Consider the following 19,190-nt stretch of genomic DNA (forward strand, 5'->3'; position numbering starts at 1 on the left):
CATACCACGCCGCCTCGCGTATTATAAAGGCGGCCGAGGCCCGTTTCGCCAATACGTGGCGATCAAACAGACAAGAGATGATACAGTGACCAGTATATTCAATCGACGCAGTTTCATGATCGGCCTGAGCGCCGCAGGAGCTTTGGGCACCGGCACCGTGCAGGCCCGCGCGAACCCGTTTCCGGAAAAATTCATGCCGCAATTGGCAAAGCCCCTGAGCCCGGCATGGCGCGCGGGCGAGGTCCATGTCGTTCCCGACGACTTCTTCCTCTATTTCATGCACACCGACCTTATGGCGTTCCGATACGGTGTCGGCGTCGGACGCAAGGGGCTTTACGAACCCGGAACGTTCACGATGAAGCGCAAGGCCGAATGGCCCAGATGGCGCCCGACGAACGCGATGATCCAGCGTGAGCCACACAAGTACGAACAGTACGCAGACGGGATGGCGGGCGGACCGGACAACCCCTTGGGTGCGCGTGCGCTGTATCTTTTCGACGATGCCGGGCGCGATACCTATCTGCGCATCCACGGCACCAACGCCCCCGGAACGATCGGCACCGCAGTCTCGAACGGCTGTGCGCGGCTGACCAACGATCATGTGCAAGACCTTTATCCGCGCGTGGAGATCGGGGCGCGGGTGATCCTTCACCCCAAGGTCAGGACGACGTGACGCCTTTGGGATTCCCGGTCGGAAAATAGCTTTCCGACCGGCCTGCCTAGATGTGGGTCCCGTCGAAAATCTCGTATACTGTCAGTCGGATACGGCGTGTTCTTGATCTGCGGCATTGGCGATTTTACTCTTAATTAAATCGCCTTTGGCGAGGATTGCGATCAACAGGCCCGTGTCGAACGGCCGGTCCTTTCCTGAAACAAGCGCATGACTGGGTTTCCAACATCTGTTCATCAGGGATGGTCGGATTGGAGCGGTCTGCCGCCGTAACGCAAGTGGCCAGCGGTGTCATAGATAATCCGTTGGAATCGCTGTGGTGAATTTCATCTCCTCCATCGAGATCATTCCGTTGACCCGGGTGAAGTCGAGTTTTTCGATCATGCGCTTGTAGACGGTGTCATAGGCAGCGACATCGGGAACCACGACCTTCAGGATGTAATCGACGGTGCCGGTGAGGCGATAGGCCTCGATGATCTCGGGAATGTCGTCGATTAGTGCGCGGAACCTGTCGATCCAGTCTTTCTCGTGGCGGGGGGCGCTCAGGCCGATGAAGATCGTCATCGGCACATTCGCCATCGCCTGATCCACGAGCGCAACGCGCTTGGAGATCAGGCCCGATTCCTCCATCCGTTTGATCCGTCGCCAGCAAGGCGTCGCGGTCAGTCCGACGGCATCCGCGATTGCGCTGATCGGCATATCGCTGTTTTCCTGAATGATCTTCAGGATCTGGCGATCGACCTTGTCAAAGCTCATCTGCTCGGTCGATTTGGTGCCGTTGCGGCGGGGTTTCGGGGTCGTCATGCGGGAATGAACTCGACGATTGTACCGGCCGCATGTGCCGGGCCAACGGCGATTCCGCGCGGGGTTCGGATGCCCGGCAGGTTCGCGCGTTCAAGGACCGTCATCAGGGCATTTTCATCGCGGATTTTCACCTGCAACACCGCGAAGGCCCCGCGTGGCAACCCGCCCGTGTCGATCCCCGCGTATCGATGGGTCAACGCGTCGGGCGTCAGCAACGTCAGCGGGGCTGAATTTGCACCGGTCAACACAATAGAGCCGCCTTCGGTCGGTTCGACGGTTCCGTCCGCCCAGAGACGGGCAAAGGCCTGTGCGTCCGCCTCGGGGGCGTCGCTTTGCGCGACAATTCCGGCCAGTCCGCAGGCCGTGTTTGCGTGTTTCAGAAGGTCGGGCAGCCAGACGGTGTCGCGGCTGCAGTGCTGGCACATGAACACCATGCCAAAGGGCACCTCGTCAGGTGCAAAGCTGAGGGTAGAGAATGCCGCGATACCCTGACCGCCGCCGGGGAGGTCCACCGGGCGATCAAAATCGCTCAGGCTATGGGTGGCGATGCCCAGTTTGCCAAGCGCGTCTTCCGCGGCGCGGGCGTCGTCAATGCGGCAGGCGATGGCGTGCAGGCCTTCGCCCCGTTCTTCCAGCATTTGATAGCGTGGCGCGTTCAGTGGCGTTGGCCGCAGAAGGCCCAGAATTTCATAATAGTCATCGGGAAACATGATCGTGTGGTTCGCTGAACCTTTCGCCTCGGAGTGCATGCCGCGCGGTGAAATGGTAAACCCGAGCGCGGCAAATTTTGCGGCGGCCGCATCAAGATCGGCAACAAGACTGAAGCAATGGTCGATACCTTTGACGGGATGAGTCATGGAAGGGTTTCCTTTTCTGGGGTGGCGGTCAGTGGCGGACAGGCGCGACCACGATTTCGTTCAGTACAATGCCGGGTTGGGTCTGCGCGACAAACAGCGCGATTCGCGCCATGTCTTCGGCTTGAATCATCTGCGACAGCTTGTCGGTGTCGAACCCGGGCCGCTTTGCCAGCAGGGGCGTCGCCACCTCGGCGGGGCAAAGCGCGGTAGAGCGGATGCCGTTGCGCCCTTCCTGATCGTTAAGGCTGGCCGACATGTCCGAAAGGGCGTGTTTCGATGCGCCATAGGGCACACCCGAATCAGGTGAATGAAACCGGCCCGCCCAACTGGAGGTGTGGATCATCACCCCATCCTGCTGCGCGCGCATCGCCGGAAGGCAGGCGGCGATGACGTTCAGCGCACCGGTCACGTTGACCTGAAAAACCCGGTCCCAGCTTGCCCAATCGAGTTCGGCCCAACTGCGTTTCGGGATGTTGAGCCCGGCGTTATTGCACAGTATATGCAGCCCGTTGCCCCATTCTGCGATGCTTTGCGCAGCGGCGGCCATCCCTTCACGATCGGTCACATCGCCCGGCAGGATCAGGCAGTCGGCATCGGCTGGAAGCTCATCCCGCACGGCCTTCAGCGACTGCTCGGTCCGGGCCGTCAGCGCCGTTCGGAAGCCTGCGGCGGCAAACGCCCGCGCCATCGCCGCGCCGATGCCTGACCCTGCGCCGGTGATCCAGACCGTTTTAGACATTTGATTCTCCTGATCATATAATCGACGCCATTATTTTGCAGAGATTGTGCGAAACTTAGCATAGGATTAATCTCTGATGTAAATGTGAAGATATTTCTTGACGTCATGTCAAGCTTTAGATCAAACTTTGATCCAGGGGCGCGTACAACGCCCGGAGACAAGATGAACAGCAGGGAGAGAAGTGGATGACGAAAACTCTTAGCATACTGTACGCCGCTGCTGCGGGCTGCATCGGATTGGGCCTTGCCGCAAATCCGCTGCTGGCGCAGGAAGAGGTCAAGAAGGGCGGAACCGCTATAATCCATATGGTGAGTGAGCAACGGATCCTGAACCCCGCGCTGCGGGCTTCGACCGGAGTTTACGAAATCTCGGGCAAGATCATCGAGCCGCTAATCGACAAAAGCTATGATGGCTATGTGCCGGTTCTTGCGACCGAATGGGCGACGTCCGAAGATGGCAAGAAAATCACCCTGAAACTGCGCGAAGGCGTCAAATGGCACGATGGCGAGGCATTCGCCTGTGACGATGTGGCATTTACCGCGATCGAGATGTGGAAAGGGCTGCTGAACTATTCATCGGCGCTTCAGGCAAATCTTGAGTCGGTCGATTGCCCCGATCCCCACACGGCGGTCTTCAACTATTCCGAGCCGATGCCGCTGGAACTGTTCGTGGCCGCGATGCCCGATCTGGGTCATCCTGTGCCCAAGCACCTTTATGAAGGCACCGACATCCTCAAGAACGAATACAACACCGCCCCCGTCGGAACCGGCCCGTTCAAATTCGTCGAATACGAACGCGGGCAGTATGTCATGGCCGAGCGGAACGAGGATTACTGGCGCGACGGATACCCCTATCTCGATCGGATCGTCTGGCGTTTCATCGCCGACAAATCGGCCGCAGGCGCGGCTTTGGAAGCCGGGGAAGTGCATGAATCCGGCTTCATCGGCGTTTCAATGGCGGACGTCGAGCGTCTTTCGACAGATGACCGCTTTGATGTCGGCACCAAGGGCTATGAGAACAACGTCGCCCACTCGACTGTTGAATTCAACCATCGCAACCCGATCCTTGCCGACGTGAATGTGCGCCGCGCAATTCATCACGGGTTGGACATCGATTTTGCGATCAAGACGATCATGCGAGGCTTTGCCAAGCCGGGTCGCGGACCGGTGCCGTCGGTGGGTGGTGCAAACTATACCGACGACGTGCGGACCTATCCCTATGACGTCGAACTGGCCAAGAAGATGCTGGATGATGCCGGATATCCTGTCAAGGACGACGGTTTCCGGTTCAAACTGCGCCATCGCCCCGCGCCTTGGGGCGAATACACCCAGCTTTGGGGTGAGTATTTCGCACAGGCGATGCGGGTGATCGAGATCGATGTCGAGCTTCTGAACAACGATGCGCCCGGTTTCCTGAACGGTGTTTACCGCGACCATGATTTCGACACCGCCAACGGCTGGCACCAGTTCCGGTCCGACCCTGCGGTTTCCACGATGGTCTGGCTGCGTTCCGGTCTGCCCGAGGGGTCGCCCTGGACCAACCAGTTCGGCTGGAAGAACGAAGAGATCGACGAGTTGATCGACGCGGCCGCATCCGAATTGGATGTGGAAAAACGCGCCGAGATGTACCACGAGATCCAGCGCCGTGCGATGGAAGAACTGCCGGTGATCTTCGCGATTGAACATCCGTTCATCTCGGTGACCAACAAAAAGCTCAAGAACCACCACAACACGCCACGCTGGAACTCCAGCAGCTGGTATGATCTCTGGCTGGACGAGTAACCATTCGCCTTGTGGGCGGGGCCAGCAATGGCTTCGCCCACATTCCTCTTCGATCCAGGTTCAGACCGGCCCTCCCCAATTGGCGGGCCAACGGAAAGTCCATCAATGTCGTTGCCCATTCCCCCGATCCTGTCCTATGCGCTGAGGCGGTTGTTTCAGGCTGTGCCGGTGATCATTCTCATCATGATCGGCACGTTCCTGTTGTTGAAACTCGCGCCCGGTGACACCGTCGATGCTTTGGTCGGTGACATGGGTGGCGCGGATGCCGCCTTTATCGAACGGCTGCGCGCGGAATACGGCCTTGATCAGTCGGTCTGGGTGCAGCTCTGGCGCTATATGGCAAAGCTTGCGATGTTCGATTTTGGCTGGTCCTTCGTTTATGAACAGCCGGTATCGCGGATATTGCTTGATCGGTTGGGCACGACACTTCTGCTGATGGCCACGTCGCTGAGCATGGCCTTCACCATCGGAATCGTCCTTGGGGCCATCGCTGCGCGCCGGGCCTATTCGTTGACCGACAACCTGATCTCGACGCTGGGCCTGATCTTTTACGCCACGCCCAGCTTTTTCCTGTCACTGATGATGATCCTGCTGTTTTCGGTCAAACTGGGCTGGTTGCCGGTGGGCGGGATCAAGACGATCACCGGTTTTTATACCGGCTGGGACCACGTCGCTGACGTGGCGCGCCATCTCATCATGCCGACCGCTGCACTGTCGCTGATCTATCTGTCGTTCTACCTTCGGCTGATGCGCGCCTCGGTGCTTGAAGTGGCCGAACTGGACTATGTGCGCACCGCGCGGGCCAAGGGGGCGGGCGAGACACGGCTGATGGTTCATCACATCATGCGCAACGCGCTTTTGCCCGTCGTCACGCTGCTGGGGCTGCAATTCTCTACCGTTCTCGGCGGGTCGGTGGTCGTTGAGACGATCTTTACGCTGCCCGGTCTTGGCCAGCTGGCCTATCAGTCAGTGATCCAGCGCGACATGAACACGCTGATGGGGATCATCTTTCTGTGTTCGATCATCGTCGTCGTGGTGAACTTCCTGACCGACCTTCTTTACGCCCGTCTCGACAGCAGGATCCAATTGAAATGACCATGGCCGCAACCGACCTTCCCCCGCCCGAGCCGTCACGCCCGGTGATCCTCTGGCGCCGCTTCCGTCGTAACCGCGCCGCACTCCTGGGGCTGTTCCTGTTCGCGATCGTCGTTATCATGGCGCTGACTGCCGGGTTTATTGAACCCGACGATTCCCTGCGCCGCGCGGGTGTCCCGCTGACCGCCCCGTTCATCAACTGGGATACGCCGCTGGGCACTGACCAGCTTGGCCGCGATATTCTGGCGATGCTGTTTTACGGTGCACGGATATCGCTTTTGGTGGGGGTGGTGGCGACGCTGATTTCAATCGGGATCGGTATCGTGATCGGGGCGCTGTCGGGCTATTTCGGCGGCTGGGTGGATGATGTGCTGATGCGCATCACCGAAGCCTTTCAGACGATCCCCAGCTTTGTCTTGTTGCTGACGCTGGTGGCGATCCTTGGCTCGAAGATCGAATGGATTGCCCTTGCCATCGGCGTCGTTAGCTGGACCGCCCCGGCCCGGATGGTCAGGGCCGAGTTCATGTCCCTGCGCGACCGCGAATTTGTCGATGCCGCGCGCAATCTCGGGGTGTCGAACACGGCGATGATCTTCAAGGAGATCATGCCAAACGCCATCCCGCCGATCATCGTTTACGCCTCGGTCGTCATGGCCCTGTCGATCCTGCTGGAAAGCGCGCTGGCATTCCTCGCGCTGGGCGATCCCAACTATGCAAGCTGGGGCAACATGATCGGGCAGGGGCGGGCGGTGCTGCGCAGCGCGTGGTACTGCGCGGCCATTCCCGGCGTCGCCATCGTCCTGACCGTTCTTTCCTTTTCGCTGTTGGGCGAAGGCCTGAACGATGCGCTGAACCCGAGGCAAAAGAAATGACCGAAGCCGCACCTACACCAGCCCTGAAGATCGAGAACCTCAGGATCGCCTTGCCCAAGGGGTCGGACCGGCCCTTTGCGCTGGATGGGTTGAGTCTTGAGGTCAAACGCGGCGAAGTCGTCTGTCTTGTCGGGGAATCCGGATCGGGCAAATCGCTTACGGCTGGTGCGATCATGCGGCTCTTGCCCGAACCGCACGTACACGTCGCGGGCGGCGCCATCTTTGTTCAGGGCGAGGATATTCTGGCCAAGAGCGATAAAGAGATGAAAGCGATGCGCGGCGAGCGTGTCTCGATGATCTTCCAAGAGCCGATGACCGCGCTGAACCCGCAAAAGACCGTTGGCTGGCAGATCGACGAGGTGCTGCGCCTGCATACCGATCTGTCACGCGCCGGACGCAAGGCGCGCGTGATCGAGATGCTGGAGCGGGTGCACATCCCCGATCCGGCCTCTGCCTATCACGCCTATCCGCATCAGGTATCGGGCGGGCAGCGCCAGCGCGTGATGATCGCCATGGCCCTGTGCCTGTCGCCCGGCCTGATCATCGCCGATGAGCCGACGACCGCGCTGGACGTGACGACGCAGCTTCAGATCCTCAAGCTGATCCGCGAATTGCAGGAGCAGGAAGGCGCTGGCGTCCTGTTCATCACCCACGACTTTGGTGTTGTGGCGCAGATTGCCGACCATGTCGTCGTTCTGAAGCAAGGCGAGATGGTCGAATCCGGCCCGGCCAGTCAGGTTCTGAACGCGCCCCAGCATCCCTATACGCAAGCGTTGATCGCATCGGTCCCGTCGCTGACACCGCCCCCTGCCAAATGCTTCGATGCCGCGCCGGTGGTTTTGAAAGGCACCGGCCTGACCAAGACCTTTGCCGCACGCGGCGGTTTGTTCAGCGGACGGCGTAAATCCGTCACGGCGGTGGACAATCTGACGTTCGAGCTGCGCAGGGGCGAAACGCTGGGCGTGGTGGGCGAAAGCGGGTCCGGCAAGACGACGGTATCGCGGATCGTAACGCGCCTGCTTGAGGCCGATTCCGGCGCCGTTGAACTGGACGGCACCGACCTTCTGGCCTGCAGCCCACGTGAAATGCGCGCGATGCGCAAACATATCCAGATGGTGTTTCAAGATCCCATGGCCTCGCTCAATCCACGCAAGCGGGTTGTCGATCTGATTGCACAGGGGCCGATCGTGCACGGCGAAAATCGCAAGAAGGCGCGCGCACAGGCCCGCGAACTGCTGGAACTGGTCGAACTGTCGCCTGCCGCCGCCAACCGGTTCCCGCACGAATTTTCAGGGGGCCAGCGTCAGCGTATCGGCATTGCCCGCGCATTGGCTCTGCGGCCCAAGGTGATCGTCGCCGACGAACCGGTATCGGCGCTGGATGTCAGCGTGCAGGCACAGGTTCTGCGTCTGCTGGCGGATCTGCGCGATCAGATGAATTTGTCGCTGCTGTTCGTCACCCATGACCTGCGCGTCGCCGCCCAACTGTGCGACCGCATCATCGTCATGCAGCACGGCGAGATCGTAGAGGCCGGCGAAACAGCCGCCATCTTTGCCGATCCGCAGCACGAATATACCCGCAATCTCCTGTCCTCGATCCCCGGACGGGACTGGACGCCGCCCAAATCCGCAACGAACGCTGCATGAGGCAATCCGTATGACCATCGCCATCTCTGACATCCGCAAGGCCCTGATTGGTGAAGGGGCGACCATTCCCGGCCCCTTCGGCCCTCGCCGTCTGATCTACAGCGATTACGTGGCCTCGGGGCGGTCGCTGGCGTTCATCGAGGATGCGATCCGCAGCCATGTGATGCCATTTTATGGCAATACGCACACCGAAACCTCGTTCACCGGGCGGCGCACGACGCAACTGCGCGAAATGGCGCGGGCCGCCGTGCGGCGGGCTGTGGGCGCTGACGATGGCCATGCGGTGATCTTTACCGGTTCGGGCGCGACCTCGGCGGCGGACAAGCTGATGCGCGCCTTTGTGTTGGGCGGGCTGTGCGCGCGATCGGTGATTTTTGTCGGCCCTTACGAACACCACTCCAACGATCTGCCTTGGCGCGAATGTGGTGCCACGGTTGAGCGGATTCCGCTGGATGACACCGGTGCGATCTGCCTGCGCACGCTGAAAGCGCGGCTGGCGGCACACCCGGATGCGCCCATCAAGATCGGCGCCTTCTCGGCTGCCTCGAACGTGACCGGCGTGCTGTCCGATCTGCGCGCGATTGCCTGCCTGATGCATGAACATGACGGCTGGTGCATTGCCGATTACGCCGCCGCCGGTCCCTATCTGCGCGTGAACCTCAGCGAATCTGCCCCCGGGGCGAATGACAGGATCGACGCGGCATTTTTGTCGCCGCACAAATACGCAGGCGGGCCGGGGGCTTCGGGGCTGTTGATCGCTGACCGGCGTATTCTGGACACCACGCGGCCCACCATGACGGGCGGCGGCACCGTGTCTTATGTGACCGAGACGTCGCACGCCTATGTCACCAACCCCGAACGCCGCGAAGAAGGCGGCACGCCCGCGATCATCGAGAACATCCGCGCCGGTATGGTGCTGCAACTCAAGCGTGACATGGATGAGGACGAGGTCGAGCGCCGCGAAGCCGTCATGACCGAACGTATGGACCACGCCTTGCGGGCTATTCCCGGGGTGGAGCTTCTGGGGCCGCAGGGTGCGCCGAAGGTCGGCATCTTCTCGTTCAACCTGCGGGTTGGCGGGCGGATGCTGCACCACAATTATGTCGTGGCATTGCTGAACGATCTGTTCGGGATTCAGGCGCGCGGCGGCTGCTCTTGCGCTGGGCCTTATGGTCACAGCCTTCTGTCGATCGACCGCGAAACCACAGAGCGGCATGAAAAGCAGGTTCAACTGGGCTATTCCGCGTTTCGTCCCGGTTGGGCGCGGCTTGGCGTGAACTGGTTCTTCGAGGACGGTGACGTCGATCGGATCGCGCAGGCGGTGGCGTTCATCGCCAAGCATGGGCTGGACCTTTTGCCGCTTTACCGGCTGGATCTGGCCGAAGGTGTCTGGCGCGCCCAGCGTGCGGTCGATGACGCGCCACCGCGCCATCTGTCGGACCTGTGGAACCTGACGGCTGACAAGGCCCCGTCCGCGCCTGATTTTGACGAAGCAATGGCCGAGGCCAACGCCGTGGTGCGCAGCGTTCCGGGTAACGCCGACCCGCTGTCGATGACTGCCGAGCAAGAGGCTCTGCGCTGGTTCTGGATGCCCGACGAGGCTGTCAAACCCCAGTCCGTCAAGGCCGCATCGTGAATATGCAAGTTCAGTTCCCGCCATCGCTCTGGGCGGATACCGCGCCACCGCGCGCGATGAACTCCGCCGCCAAAGGGCCGATTGAAACGGATGTCGCGATCATCGGCGCGGGCTTTACCGGCCTGTCGGCGGCGATCGAGGCGGCGCGGCGCGGCCACACCGTCACCGTGTTCGAGGGCAAGGCCGTCGGCTGGGGTGCTTCGGGGCGCAACAACGGTCAGGTGATCCCGGTTCTCACCTCGGCCGAACCGGACGCCTGGGTTCAGCGCTATGGCGAGACAGGCAGGCGGGTCGTCGATCTGATCGGAAACTCGGCGAGCATCCTGTTCGATCTGGTCCGCGAATTCGACATGCAGGCCGAGGCCGAGCAGACTGGATGGTTTCAACCCGCTCACAGCCCCGGCCGCATGATCCTGTCACAGCGTCGGGTCGAGGCATGGCAGCGATATGGCTTCCCGGCAGAACTGCGCACGGCGCAAGAGGCCGCCGAGATGTTGGGAACCGAATTCTGGCATGGCGGGATGTTCAATCCGACGGGCGGGCATATCAATCCGCTGGCCCTGGCGCGGGGCATGGCCAAGGCTGCCGAAGGGCTGGGCGTCACAATCCATGAAAACAGCCCGGTGCACAGCTTTGAGCGCCAAGGGGCAGGGTGGGCATTGCGCACCGCTGATGCCACCATCAACGCCCGCGCGATGATCCTTGCGACCAACGCCTATACCGGCGAACTGGTGCCGCAACTGGCACCGCGTCTGGCGAAATCGCTGATCCCGGTCCTGAGCTGGCAGATGGCGACGGAGCCGCTGGGTGACAACCTGCGCAAGACGATCCTGCCGGGGCGTCAGGCGGTTTCGGACACGCGCGGCGATCTGCGATTCTTCCGCTATGATGCGCGCAACCGGCTGATCACCGGTGGGGCTGTCGTCGGGCCGCATGACGTGGCGAACCGCGTGCGTCGAAAGGCCGCGCGTAGTCTGGCCGAAGCCTTTCCCGCGCTTGGAACGCCCGAAATGACCCATGTCTGGTCGGGCTATATCGGCATGAACTGGGACCGTTTTCCGCGTGTTCACCAGCTTGGCCCGGACGGCTGGGCGTGGATGGCGTGCAACGGGCGCGGCGTGGCTTTTGGCACGGCCATGGGCCGTGAACTGGCCCGCGCCGTGACCGGCACCGATCCGCGCGAACTGGCCCTTCCTGTGACCGAACCCAAGCCGTTTCCAATACAGGGCCTGCTGCGCCGCGTGGCCCCCACCTATCTCGCCTGGCTCAAGCGCAATGACCAGATCGAACCCAAGCTGTAAGGACTGACGACATGACTGACGCTGCTGAAACCACCGAAGGCATGGGCCTGAACGACATCCCAATCCTGCTGCGTCGCCGGATCGAGGCGATGATCCTCAAGCATGTGCTGGATGTGATAACCGAACGGACCAGCCGCGAGGAAGGCGAGGCCGTGATCGGCGAGACCTGCTCGCGCTCGGCCATCGAACAGGGCCAGCAACTGGCCGAGGCATTGGGCCGCGCCCCCGATCTGACCGATTTCGCAGCGATTCAGCCGAACTGGACCCGCGAAGACGCCCTGCGCATCGAACCGGTTGAGATGACTGCGGAAAAGATGGATTTCAACGTCACCCGCTGCCGCTATTCCGAGATGTACAAGGAAATGGGGCTGGGCGACATCGGCCACCTTCTGTCGTGCAACCGCGACGGCGATTTCTGCATCGGCTACAATCCCGAGATCGAGCTGACCCGCACCCAGACGATCATGCAGGGCGCCAGCCACTGCGATTTCCGCTACCGCATGAAAAAGGACGCCTGAGCATGGCCATTGAGAATTGGGTCGGCGACCAGGTCGAAAGCCTGACCGCCTTCCGCCGCGATCTGCATCAACACCCTGAACTGCTCTATGATACCCTGCGCACTGCCGCCACCGTCGCCGAGGCGCTGCGTGCGGCCGGCGTTGATGAGGTGACCGAGGGGATTGGCCGCTCGGGCGTCGTCGGTGTCATCCGCGGCCAGAGCAATAACAGCGGTCGCACGATCGGCTTGCGCGCGGACATGGACGCGCTGCCCATCGAAGAGGCAACGGGCAAGCCCTGGGCCTCACTGGTGCCCGGCAAGATGCACGCCTGCGGCCATGACGGTCACACGACAATGCTTCTGGGCGCCGCACGGCATCTGGCGCAAAGCCGCGCGTTTGACGGTACAGTCATCGTGATCTTCCAGCCTGCCGAAGAAGGCGGGGCAGGGGCCAAGGCGATGATCGACGACGGGTTGTTCGACCGCTGGCCCTGCGATGAGGTTTACGGCATGCACAACCGGCCAAACCTGCCAGTGGGTGAATTCACCATCGCACCGGGGCCGATCATGGGATCGGTGGACGAGGTGAAGATCCGCATCGAAGGGCGCGGCGGCCACGCGGCACGTCCAGATCAGACGGTCGATCCGCTCCCTATTGCTGCGGCGCTGATTCAGGCGATCCAGACCATCACCTCGCGCACCATCGACCCGCTGGACAGCGCGGTGATCTCGCTTTGCACCATTGAAGCGGGCAATGCGTTCAATGTGATTGCGCAAGATGTGCGGATGACCGGCACCGTGCGCACCCTGCGCGAAGAGGTCCGCACCCATGTCGAAGGTCAACTGAACAGCCTTGTAAAAAACGTGGCGGCGGGCTTTGGCGCCAAGGGGCATCTGGAGTATATCCGCCACTATCCGGTGACGGTGAACCACGAGCGCGAAACTGAACTGGCCGCACGTGCCGCGCAGGAAGTCGCCGGCATCGAACGTGTAGACCTCGAGATGCCGCCGGTGCTGGGCGGCGAGGATTTCTCGTTCATGCTGAACATGGTACCGGGTGCGATGATCAACATCGGCAATGGTCGATCTGCCGGGCTGCATCATCCGGAATACGACTTCAACGACGATGTCATTGGTTGGGGCTGTTCTTACTGGACGACCCTCGTGCGCCAAAGGCTGCCTGCCGCCTGAACCTTGCTTGCCCGCCCGGTCATGTGGCTGAGGCGGGCAAAACGGCCGGAATTGGCGTGCAAACTGTTGATTTACGGCGATGATGCCTTCGGGGTGGCGAGGATCCAAGCCATTGATGCGCAGCCCGCCGAGGCCTCGGCTGCGTGTTTTCGAACTGCCCGTCCCGATGCTCGCCACCCGTCACCAAGACCGTTTTGAAACCGGCGTGACCCGGGGAAAATCCCAAGTGCGGCGGTGGGCCGCCCGGTGATGCAGGCGGCTCTGTTGATGGCGAGGATGGCGACTTGGCGGACCAAACTGTCGTGACGTAAGTTTCAACTTGTCCATCACTCGCATGGCTTTTGCTGCGATGCAGCATTATCTCATGGCTGGGAGGCTATTTTAGCATCTACCTAATCCGGTGCCGTCGAGGAGCCTAAGACAATGACAGAGTATTCTCACGATACCACGCCAGAAATCCGCAAACTCTGGAAACGAGATATACCTGATATTACCCAGCATCTGCTGCGCCTCGACACCGGAACCCGCCACTCACGCTTTGGCATTTACGTCAAAGACGACTTCATAAAAGGTTACGCTGAACGCGCCATTGATGCCGATACATTGGTTTTTGGAGCGTTTATTGATGGTCAGATCCGCGCGATTGGCGAATTGCGAGGTCTTTCTCAAGCCTGGAAACACGGCGCGGAACTTGCAGTGTCGGTTGAGCCGGATTGGCAAGGCAAAGGGATTGGGAGCACGCTTTTTTCCCGCTTGGTGACGGCGTCCCAAAACCGGGGCATCAAGTCTCTGCACGTTGTTTTTCTCAATGATAATAGACGGATGCAAAGTATCGCTGCAAAACATCACCCGGAATGTCATTCTGATAGTGGTCAAATCGAAGCCCGGTTTGATCCGGCTTGGGCCACGCCGATGTCCCTGGCCAGCGAGATAACGGAAGATGCCAGCGCCTTTGTTCGGCAGCTTTTCCGGGTGCCCACACAAAAGCGCGCCGGTCGGCACATTTAGGTCTGGCACCGCTATTGCAAGCGATGCGCGTCGAATGTCGTCAACTAACATCGTCGAAACACAGCGGCCACACCGCCGCGTCGTCAAATCGGGCTTTGAGCGGACTTTGGCCAAGCCTCTGACGTCGGAACACAAAATGCCCACCACCCCCAAACCGTCATCGCCGCGCTGCACGCCCGGCGGTTGCCGCATGCCGCCATTATCTTGCGCGACGAAATTCGGGCCCAGCAGATCGCGGCGGCTGGATCGATCATCCTGCCAGATGTCATTCAAGCGGGACCGGCCGGGTCCCTGCTTTCGACACACTGATCACGTCCATCGGCACTGCGCTGGCGTTTGACCCTACACTCGGTGGGTTATGCGGCCGGGGCGAACCGGAAGCCCCGGCTTCAGTCCATCTGCCCAATGACGGCGGGGCGGCTTTAAGCGCGGCGGTGATCGCCGCCGTCGTGCACTACACGACGGCCGATCCCCTGGCCTGATCAGCCTTGCTTTGCGTTATTGTCATCTTGCTTTGCGTCATTGTCATAGGGTCTGGACTTGCACTGTCCTTCAACCTCGGCGCCGCTTTCGATGCTGAGGCTCTCATAGAAGATTTCGCCGGTCATCCGCGCGGTTGCGTGCAGCCTGACCTTGCCACCGAAGACTTGGCCGTTGAAACGGCCTTTGATGGCGACGCTGGCCGCATGGATCTCGCCCTCGACCTCGCCTGCCTCCTCAATGACGACTGCGGACGCTTCCACACGGCCTTTGACGAAACCGGGCAGTTCGACGGTGCCGGGAAAGAACAGCTCGCCGGTGATGCGCGAGCCTGCGCCGAGATGCGAGCGGGCACCGCTCCCGGCGGCGGGGTACTTTTGGTCCGTCATTGACGTCTGCCTTTTCCAGTTTCGGCCCTCGCGGGGCTCATACGCTTCCACATACAGGAGAACCCACGAGGGCACGAGCCCATGATGGAACGGTCGCAGATGGCAGGCAATGACCCGCAGGTCCGAAGTTTGTGCGCGCCTCAGGACGGGGTCAGGCGTTGGCCCAGTCACGGCTTTGCCAGACGTGTGTAGTGTCGCCAAGGTCAAGAGAGATAGACGGTGTCACTTCCACCGCCGCTGCTCCCGCCAAGGCAAAACTGGCGAGTGCCGACAGACTGATGCGCATGATTTGATCTCCCTTGACCGAGCTGGTGGGTGGGTCAGACGCTTCGAAGCGGTTTCAGAACTACGGCGAGTTTGGCCAATTCATCAACCATCCCCGCTATGCCCTCGTTCATCTTGGCATTTGCGGTGAACTCTCCCTTGTCGTCAATGAACTGGGGAAAGAATGGGATCGGCATAGTCTGCTGAATTGCGTAAGCGCCAACATTTCCGAGCAGTTGGCGCACCTCCTGGGCCGAGCGCAAGCCACCGGAAACGCCACCATAGCTGACAACGCCGATCGGCAGGTATTTCCATTCGCGCGACAATACCTGAACCGCGTTGATCAGGCTTGCCGGTGGAAAATAGTCATATTCCGGCGTGACGAAAATGACCGCGTCCGCACCGGCGATGACGGAACTCCAGCGCTTTGTGTGGTCGTGTTCGTATTTCTGCATCATCGGGTGATGCTTTTCGTCCAGCAAAGGCAGATTGATCTCCGCCAGATCAACCAGTTCGACGTCAAATTTTTCGTTTTCCTTGGCCACCTTGACCGCCCAGTCCGAAACGGTCGGGCCCACCCGGCCCGGCCGGGTGGAGGCGGTGATGATTTTCAGCTTCAGTGTCATTAAGGTATCCTTTATCGTGTGGAGTTAGAGAGTATCAAGGACGCAGGGCCCTGCCTTCGACGCAGTCCTCTGGACCTGCAGACGTGCGAGCAACACAGCCTTCAGGGCGATCGAATGCGCGCTGCGCGGCGTAAGGCGCCGGACTGAGGCGAGGTGCGAGTTGAGGCGGGATTTGGTCGCCGATGACCCGTTAACCCTTGGGGCGTGTCCTGTCCAATTCGGGGCTGATTGGAATGAATTCCTTATCATCGCCTGAGGGAAGCTTGAAAGGTCCGTTTGCCCAGTCGGCGGCTTTCCAGTCCTCTTTGGCTTGCTCGATGCGATCCTTCGACGACGACACGAAATTCCACCAGATATAGCGTTTTTCGTTCAGCGTCGCGCCACCGAGTGCCATCAGGCGGGCACCCTGAGGGCCTGCCTTGACCGATATCCTGTCGCCCGGGCGGAACACCATCATGCGGCCGGCCTCGAATGTGTCGCCAGCGATTTCGATGCTGCCTTCGGTCACATAAACCCCGCGATCCTCGTGGTTGTCGGGCAGCGGAAAAGACGCGCCTGCGTCGAGGACGACATCCAGATAGAAGGTCTCGGACTGCATCGTCACCGGGCTGGTTTCACCATATGCGTTGCCAAGGATCAGACGGGCGGTTGTACCAGTGTCCCTGATCACGGGCAGGCTGGCCTCCTTGTGGTGTTCGAAATCAGGCGCCATTTCTTCACGATCTTCGGGCAGTGCGATCCATGTCTGGATGCCAAAGAGCTTGTGGCGCGTGGCACGTGTTTCCTCGCTGGTGCGCTCGGAGTGGGTGACGCCACGCCCTGCGACCATCCAGTTCACCTCGCCGGGATAGATCATCTGATGGGTGCCAAGGCTGTCGCGGTGTTCAAACTCGCCCTGATACAGATAGGTGACAGTCCCCAGACCGATATGCGGATGCGGACGGACATCAATGCCGCCATCGGTGATGAATTCCGCAGGGCCCATCTGGTCGAAAAAGATGAACGGCCCGACCATCTGCCGCTTGGGCGAGGGCATGGCGCGCCGAACCTCGAAACCCCCAAGGTCGTGGGCGCGGGGGATGATCAGGGTCTCAATACCTGCGCTATCCGATAGCGGACATTCCGGATTTTGTGTCGGGTTCCAGCTCATGAGTTCTCTCCTGTGTTGGTATTCAGAAGGCCGGGCGGTGTGTGCGCCGTTTCATTCAATTGGGTTCAAGGTTGTGCTGCAATACGGGTCCGTCACCATGACGATCTCGCATCTTGCTCTGGTTTTGAAGTTCAGATGTCGCTCTTCTGAGCTGCTCACGATGCGCCGCGCTGGAATGTTTTACCATTGGATGACATCGGCCAATTCCTCGCGGTGTTTCAGCGCATGTGCACGGACGAAGGGGCAGAGCGGAACGATGCGCTGACCCTTTGAGCGGGCATCGGCGATCAGGCGTTCGACCAAGGCCCGCCCGACTCCAAGCCCCCGCATACTGTCCGGCACCCCGGTATGATCAGCGATGATCGACGTGGGGGACAGTTTGGAGGTGGTGAGTTCGGCTTCGCCTTCGACACCTTCCTGCGTCGCCGCATAACGGCCCTTGGTTTCGGTTTCGGTATAGGTGATTTTCAGATCAGACATTGGTGTTTCCTTAGGTTTGCCCGTGCAAATGCCGTTGCTCGGTCGATGTATCGCGGCCCGCCGCACCGCCATCGTGACAAGCGCCAAGGTAGGTCAGGCCCACCCGTCTTTTGTCACGGGGCTGTCAGGAGGGATTGCAGGGCCAACAGCTCCGGCTGGCGCAACTCGTGCCCGCCGTCGTGGACTTCTGTGGACACCTCTGCACCCTGCGTTGTGAACCAGTCGATCAATCGCTGGCTCATCGGCCAGGGACAGATCGGATCATGTTTGCCTGCGGTGATCAGCACCCGGTTGCCCGCAAGTGCCGGAACGGCCTCAGGCTCCCAGGGGATCAGCGGATGCAGTAACCCGATGCGGTCAAACAGGTCCGGGTGCGCCATTGCGACAGAGGCAAGGATGTTTGCACCGTTCGAATAGCCAAAGCCATAGATCGGAGCACCCGGGTTCTGCGCCTTGTGCGCTGCCACGAAATCCGCCATCGCTTCGGTGCGCCGGGCCAGGTCGTCCATGTCATAGACGCCCTCGCCTGTGCGCCGAAAGAACCGCGCCGCGCCGCCCTCCGAGACATCGCCGCGCGGCGAGACTACGCCCGCCCCGGGCAAAAGCTGCTGCGCCAGATCGAAGAACTGGTTCTCGTCCCCACCGGTCCCGTGAAAGGCAAAGATCACCGGCGCGCCCGGTTTGGGTGCTTTGGTCAACGCGTGATAAGATTCGGTCGACATCTTGCTCTCCTTTACGCTTCGATCGGGGGCAGCAGACCCTCGATTTGGGCGCGATGTGACTCGTACCGGTCTGGCAGTTTTAGAGCTTCGCCAAGGTGGGCCGTATCTTCGTCCCGGTCAAAGCCCGGTTCATTCGTTGCAACCTCGAACAGGATACCGCCGGGGGAGCGGAAATAGATTGCCCAGAAATAGTCGCGGTCAATCACCGGCGTCACCTGATAGCCGGTGTCCATCAACGCCTTGCGCACTTCCAGCTGCTTGGCCCGGTTATCCACGGCGAAGGCAATATGGTGAACCGACCCCGAACCTTGGCTGGCGGCTTTTGCACCCTGCAGTTCCTCAAGGTCGATGGTATCCGCCGCATTGCCGCCCTCAATGCGGTAGCGGGTGATGTCACCGTCGATCTCGTCCTTTTGGTAGCCCATGAAGGTCAGCAGTTCGCCGGTTGCCGCCGCATCCTGCAGTGTGAAACGTGCGCCGTGAAATCCCAGTATCCCGGCATCCTGCGGAACGTCGGTACCGGTCCACGGGGTGCGGCCCCGCTCGGCACTTTCCACCAAGGCAAAGCCGTCTCCGTCCGGACCGTCGAAACGCAACCGGTCCTCGCCCAAAAAGCTGCTTTCGGACAGGCCCGTCACGCCGTAAGTGCCAAGCCGCTCTTTCCAGAAGGGCAGGGCGCCTTTTGGGACCGCAAACACTGTCGTGCCGACTTCGCCCGTGCCCCGCCGCCCTTTGGGCATGTTGCCGAAGGGGAAATAGGTCATGACAGAACCGGGTGTGCCGATTTCGTCGCCGTAGTAGAGGTGATAAACCTCTGGCGCGTCGAAATTCACGGTCTTCTTGACGCGGCGCAGGCCGAGGGTTTTGGTGAAGAATGCATTGTTTTCAGCCGCATCGCCAGCCATCGAGGTGACGTGGTGCAGGCCCTTGATTTCCTTGATCATCGTTTCGCCTTTCAAGTCATCTGTCTCTTGTTACCA

At 60.7% G+C, this 19,190-nt stretch carries 20 protein-coding genes; 10 read left to right on the forward strand and 10 right to left on the reverse strand.

Features of this window, described 5'->3' with window-relative positions:
- The first annotated feature begins 94 nt into the window (after positions 1-94).
- Positions 95-673 carry a L,D-transpeptidase gene (locus FQ320_RS20585; RefSeq protein WP_255509647.1) on the forward strand — a complete coding sequence of 193 codons (579 nt, stop codon included), beginning with the start codon at positions 95-97 and terminating at the stop codon, positions 671-673.
- 288 nt (positions 674-961) lie between these two features.
- Here FQ320_RS20585 and FQ320_RS20590 read toward each other — a convergent pair whose 3' ends face one another.
- From FQ320_RS20590 to FQ320_RS20600, 3 genes are read right to left on the reverse strand one after another with little or no spacing between them, the layout of a single operon-like run.
- Entirely contained in the window at positions 962-1,474 is a 513-nt protein-coding gene (locus tag FQ320_RS20590; RefSeq protein WP_222861670.1) for an Lrp/AsnC family transcriptional regulator, read from the reverse strand.
- Positions 1,471-2,331: a VOC family protein gene (locus FQ320_RS20595; protein WP_148475208.1), complete on the reverse strand. Its 861-nt coding sequence runs from the start codon at positions 2,329-2,331 to the stop codon at positions 1,471-1,473. Before FQ320_RS20595 ends, FQ320_RS20590 begins: the two co-directional genes overlap by 4 nt.
- Positions 2,332-2,359: 28 nt before the next feature.
- A complete protein-coding gene (locus FQ320_RS20600; protein WP_148475209.1) occupies positions 2,360-3,070 on the reverse strand; it encodes an SDR family oxidoreductase in 711 nt (236 codons plus the stop codon).
- A gap of 185 nt (positions 3,071-3,255) precedes the next feature.
- Here FQ320_RS20600 and FQ320_RS20605 point away from each other — a divergent pair, with 185 nt between their 5' ends.
- The 9 genes from FQ320_RS20605 to FQ320_RS20645 all read left to right on the forward strand — a co-directional run bounded on the left by FQ320_RS20605 (position 3,256) and on the right by FQ320_RS20645 (position 14,099).
- Positions 3,256-4,851: an ABC transporter substrate-binding protein gene (locus FQ320_RS20605; RefSeq protein ID WP_148475210.1), complete on the forward strand. Its 1,596-nt coding sequence runs from the start codon at positions 3,256-3,258 to the stop codon at positions 4,849-4,851.
- A gap of 105 nt (positions 4,852-4,956) precedes the next feature.
- Complete coding sequence (locus FQ320_RS20610; RefSeq protein ID WP_222861671.1) at positions 4,957-5,946, forward strand: ABC transporter permease; 990 nt, start codon at positions 4,957-4,959, stop codon at positions 5,944-5,946.
- Positions 5,943-6,818, forward strand: a complete 876-nt coding sequence (locus FQ320_RS20615) for an ABC transporter permease (protein ID WP_148475211.1) — start codon at positions 5,943-5,945, stop codon at positions 6,816-6,818. Before FQ320_RS20610 ends, FQ320_RS20615 begins: the two co-directional genes overlap by 4 nt.
- Complete coding sequence (locus FQ320_RS20620; RefSeq protein ID WP_148475212.1) at positions 6,815-8,464, forward strand: ABC transporter ATP-binding protein; 1,650 nt, start codon at positions 6,815-6,817, stop codon at positions 8,462-8,464. The genes FQ320_RS20615 and FQ320_RS20620 overlap by 4 nt, the downstream gene beginning before the upstream one ends.
- Before the next feature lie 10 nt (positions 8,465-8,474).
- Positions 8,475-10,100 carry an aminotransferase class V-fold PLP-dependent enzyme gene (locus FQ320_RS20625; protein WP_148475213.1) on the forward strand — a complete coding sequence of 542 codons (1,626 nt, stop codon included), beginning with the start codon at positions 8,475-8,477 and terminating at the stop codon, positions 10,098-10,100.
- 2 nt (positions 10,101-10,102) lie between these two features.
- Positions 10,103-11,401, forward strand: a complete 1,299-nt coding sequence (locus FQ320_RS20630; RefSeq protein ID WP_148475246.1) for an FAD-binding oxidoreductase — start codon at positions 10,103-10,105, stop codon at positions 11,399-11,401.
- A gap of 11 nt (positions 11,402-11,412) precedes the next feature.
- Positions 11,413-11,919 (forward strand): L-2-amino-thiazoline-4-carboxylic acid hydrolase, encoded by a 507-nt coding sequence (locus FQ320_RS20635; RefSeq protein ID WP_222861673.1) that lies wholly within the window; start codon positions 11,413-11,415, stop codon positions 11,917-11,919.
- 2 nt (positions 11,920-11,921) lie between these two features.
- Complete coding sequence (locus FQ320_RS20640) at positions 11,922-13,091, forward strand: M20 aminoacylase family protein (RefSeq protein WP_148475214.1); 1,170 nt, start codon at positions 11,922-11,924, stop codon at positions 13,089-13,091.
- 423 nt (positions 13,092-13,514) lie between these two features.
- Entirely contained in the window at positions 13,515-14,099 is a 585-nt protein-coding gene (locus tag FQ320_RS20645) for a GNAT family N-acetyltransferase (protein WP_148475215.1), read from the forward strand.
- Positions 14,100-14,581: 482 nt separating this feature from the next.
- Here FQ320_RS20645 and FQ320_RS20655 read toward each other — a convergent pair whose 3' ends face one another.
- The 7 genes from FQ320_RS20655 to FQ320_RS20680 all read right to left on the reverse strand — a co-directional run bounded on the left by FQ320_RS20655 (position 14,582) and on the right by FQ320_RS20680 (position 19,154).
- Positions 14,582-14,968 (reverse strand): polymer-forming cytoskeletal protein, encoded by a 387-nt coding sequence (locus FQ320_RS20655; RefSeq protein WP_148475216.1) that lies wholly within the window; start codon positions 14,966-14,968, stop codon positions 14,582-14,584.
- Between the two features lie 151 nt (positions 14,969-15,119).
- On the reverse strand, positions 15,120-15,254 hold the full coding sequence (locus FQ320_RS26580; RefSeq protein WP_255509644.1) for a hypothetical protein: 135 nt from the start codon (positions 15,252-15,254) through the stop codon (positions 15,120-15,122).
- Between the two features lie 34 nt (positions 15,255-15,288).
- Positions 15,289-15,858 (reverse strand): NADPH-dependent FMN reductase, encoded by a 570-nt coding sequence (locus FQ320_RS20660; protein WP_148475217.1) that lies wholly within the window; start codon positions 15,856-15,858, stop codon positions 15,289-15,291.
- A 190-nt stretch (positions 15,859-16,048) separates the two neighbouring features.
- The gene (locus tag FQ320_RS20665; protein ID WP_148475218.1) at positions 16,049-17,008 is read right to left on the reverse strand and encodes a pirin family protein; all 960 of its coding nucleotides are present in this window, start codon (positions 17,006-17,008) and stop codon (positions 16,049-16,051) included.
- Between the two features lie 180 nt (positions 17,009-17,188).
- Complete coding sequence (locus FQ320_RS20670; RefSeq protein ID WP_148475219.1) at positions 17,189-17,488, reverse strand: GNAT family N-acetyltransferase; 300 nt, start codon at positions 17,486-17,488, stop codon at positions 17,189-17,191.
- A gap of 113 nt (positions 17,489-17,601) precedes the next feature.
- Positions 17,602-18,210, reverse strand: coding sequence for an alpha/beta hydrolase (locus FQ320_RS20675; RefSeq protein ID WP_148475220.1), 609 nt, complete (start codon positions 18,208-18,210; stop codon positions 17,602-17,604).
- Between the two features lie 11 nt (positions 18,211-18,221).
- Positions 18,222-19,154, reverse strand: a complete 933-nt coding sequence (locus FQ320_RS20680) for a VOC family protein (RefSeq protein WP_148475221.1) — start codon at positions 19,152-19,154, stop codon at positions 18,222-18,224.
- Between the last annotated feature and the right edge of the window lie 36 nt (positions 19,155-19,190).

Origin of the sequence: Oceaniovalibus sp. ACAM 378, from assembly GCF_008085915.1 — a bacterium.
GTDB lineage: Bacteria > Pseudomonadota > Alphaproteobacteria > Rhodobacterales > Rhodobacteraceae > Oceaniglobus.

Coding starts and splice junctions, on each gene's coding strand:
- FQ320_RS20590 (WP_222861670.1), bottom strand. CDS start 1,474: ATGACGACCCCGAAACCCCGCCGCAACGGCACCAAATCGACCGAGCAG.
- FQ320_RS20595 (WP_148475208.1), bottom strand. CDS start 2,331: ATGACTCATCCCGTCAAAGGTATCGACCATTGCTTCAGTCTTGTTGCC.
- FQ320_RS20600 (WP_148475209.1), bottom strand. CDS start 3,070: ATGTCTAAAACGGTCTGGATCACCGGCGCAGGGTCAGGCATCGGCGCG.
- FQ320_RS20605 (WP_148475210.1), top strand. CDS start 3,256: ATGACGAAAACTCTTAGCATACTGTACGCCGCTGCTGCGGGCTGCATC.
- FQ320_RS20610 (WP_222861671.1), top strand. CDS start 4,957: ATGTCGTTGCCCATTCCCCCGATCCTGTCCTATGCGCTGAGGCGGTTG.
- FQ320_RS20615 (WP_148475211.1), top strand. CDS start 5,943: ATGACCATGGCCGCAACCGACCTTCCCCCGCCCGAGCCGTCACGCCCG.
- FQ320_RS20620 (WP_148475212.1), top strand. CDS start 6,815: ATGACCGAAGCCGCACCTACACCAGCCCTGAAGATCGAGAACCTCAGG.
- FQ320_RS20625 (WP_148475213.1), top strand. CDS start 8,475: ATGACCATCGCCATCTCTGACATCCGCAAGGCCCTGATTGGTGAAGGG.
- FQ320_RS20630 (WP_148475246.1), top strand. CDS start 10,103: ATGCAAGTTCAGTTCCCGCCATCGCTCTGGGCGGATACCGCGCCACCG.
- FQ320_RS20635 (WP_222861673.1), top strand. CDS start 11,413: ATGACTGACGCTGCTGAAACCACCGAAGGCATGGGCCTGAACGACATC.
- FQ320_RS20640 (WP_148475214.1), top strand. CDS start 11,922: ATGGCCATTGAGAATTGGGTCGGCGACCAGGTCGAAAGCCTGACCGCC.
- FQ320_RS20645 (WP_148475215.1), top strand. CDS start 13,515: ATGACAGAGTATTCTCACGATACCACGCCAGAAATCCGCAAACTCTGG.
- FQ320_RS20655 (WP_148475216.1), bottom strand. CDS start 14,968: ATGACGGACCAAAAGTACCCCGCCGCCGGGAGCGGTGCCCGCTCGCAT.
- FQ320_RS26580 (WP_255509644.1), bottom strand. CDS start 15,254: ATGCGCATCAGTCTGTCGGCACTCGCCAGTTTTGCCTTGGCGGGAGCA.
- FQ320_RS20660 (WP_148475217.1), bottom strand. CDS start 15,858: ATGACACTGAAGCTGAAAATCATCACCGCCTCCACCCGGCCGGGCCGG.
- FQ320_RS20665 (WP_148475218.1), bottom strand. CDS start 17,008: ATGAGCTGGAACCCGACACAAAATCCGGAATGTCCGCTATCGGATAGC.
- FQ320_RS20670 (WP_148475219.1), bottom strand. CDS start 17,488: ATGTCTGATCTGAAAATCACCTATACCGAAACCGAAACCAAGGGCCGT.
- FQ320_RS20675 (WP_148475220.1), bottom strand. CDS start 18,210: ATGTCGACCGAATCTTATCACGCGTTGACCAAAGCACCCAAACCGGGC.
- FQ320_RS20680 (WP_148475221.1), bottom strand. CDS start 19,154: ATGATCAAGGAAATCAAGGGCCTGCACCACGTCACCTCGATGGCTGGC.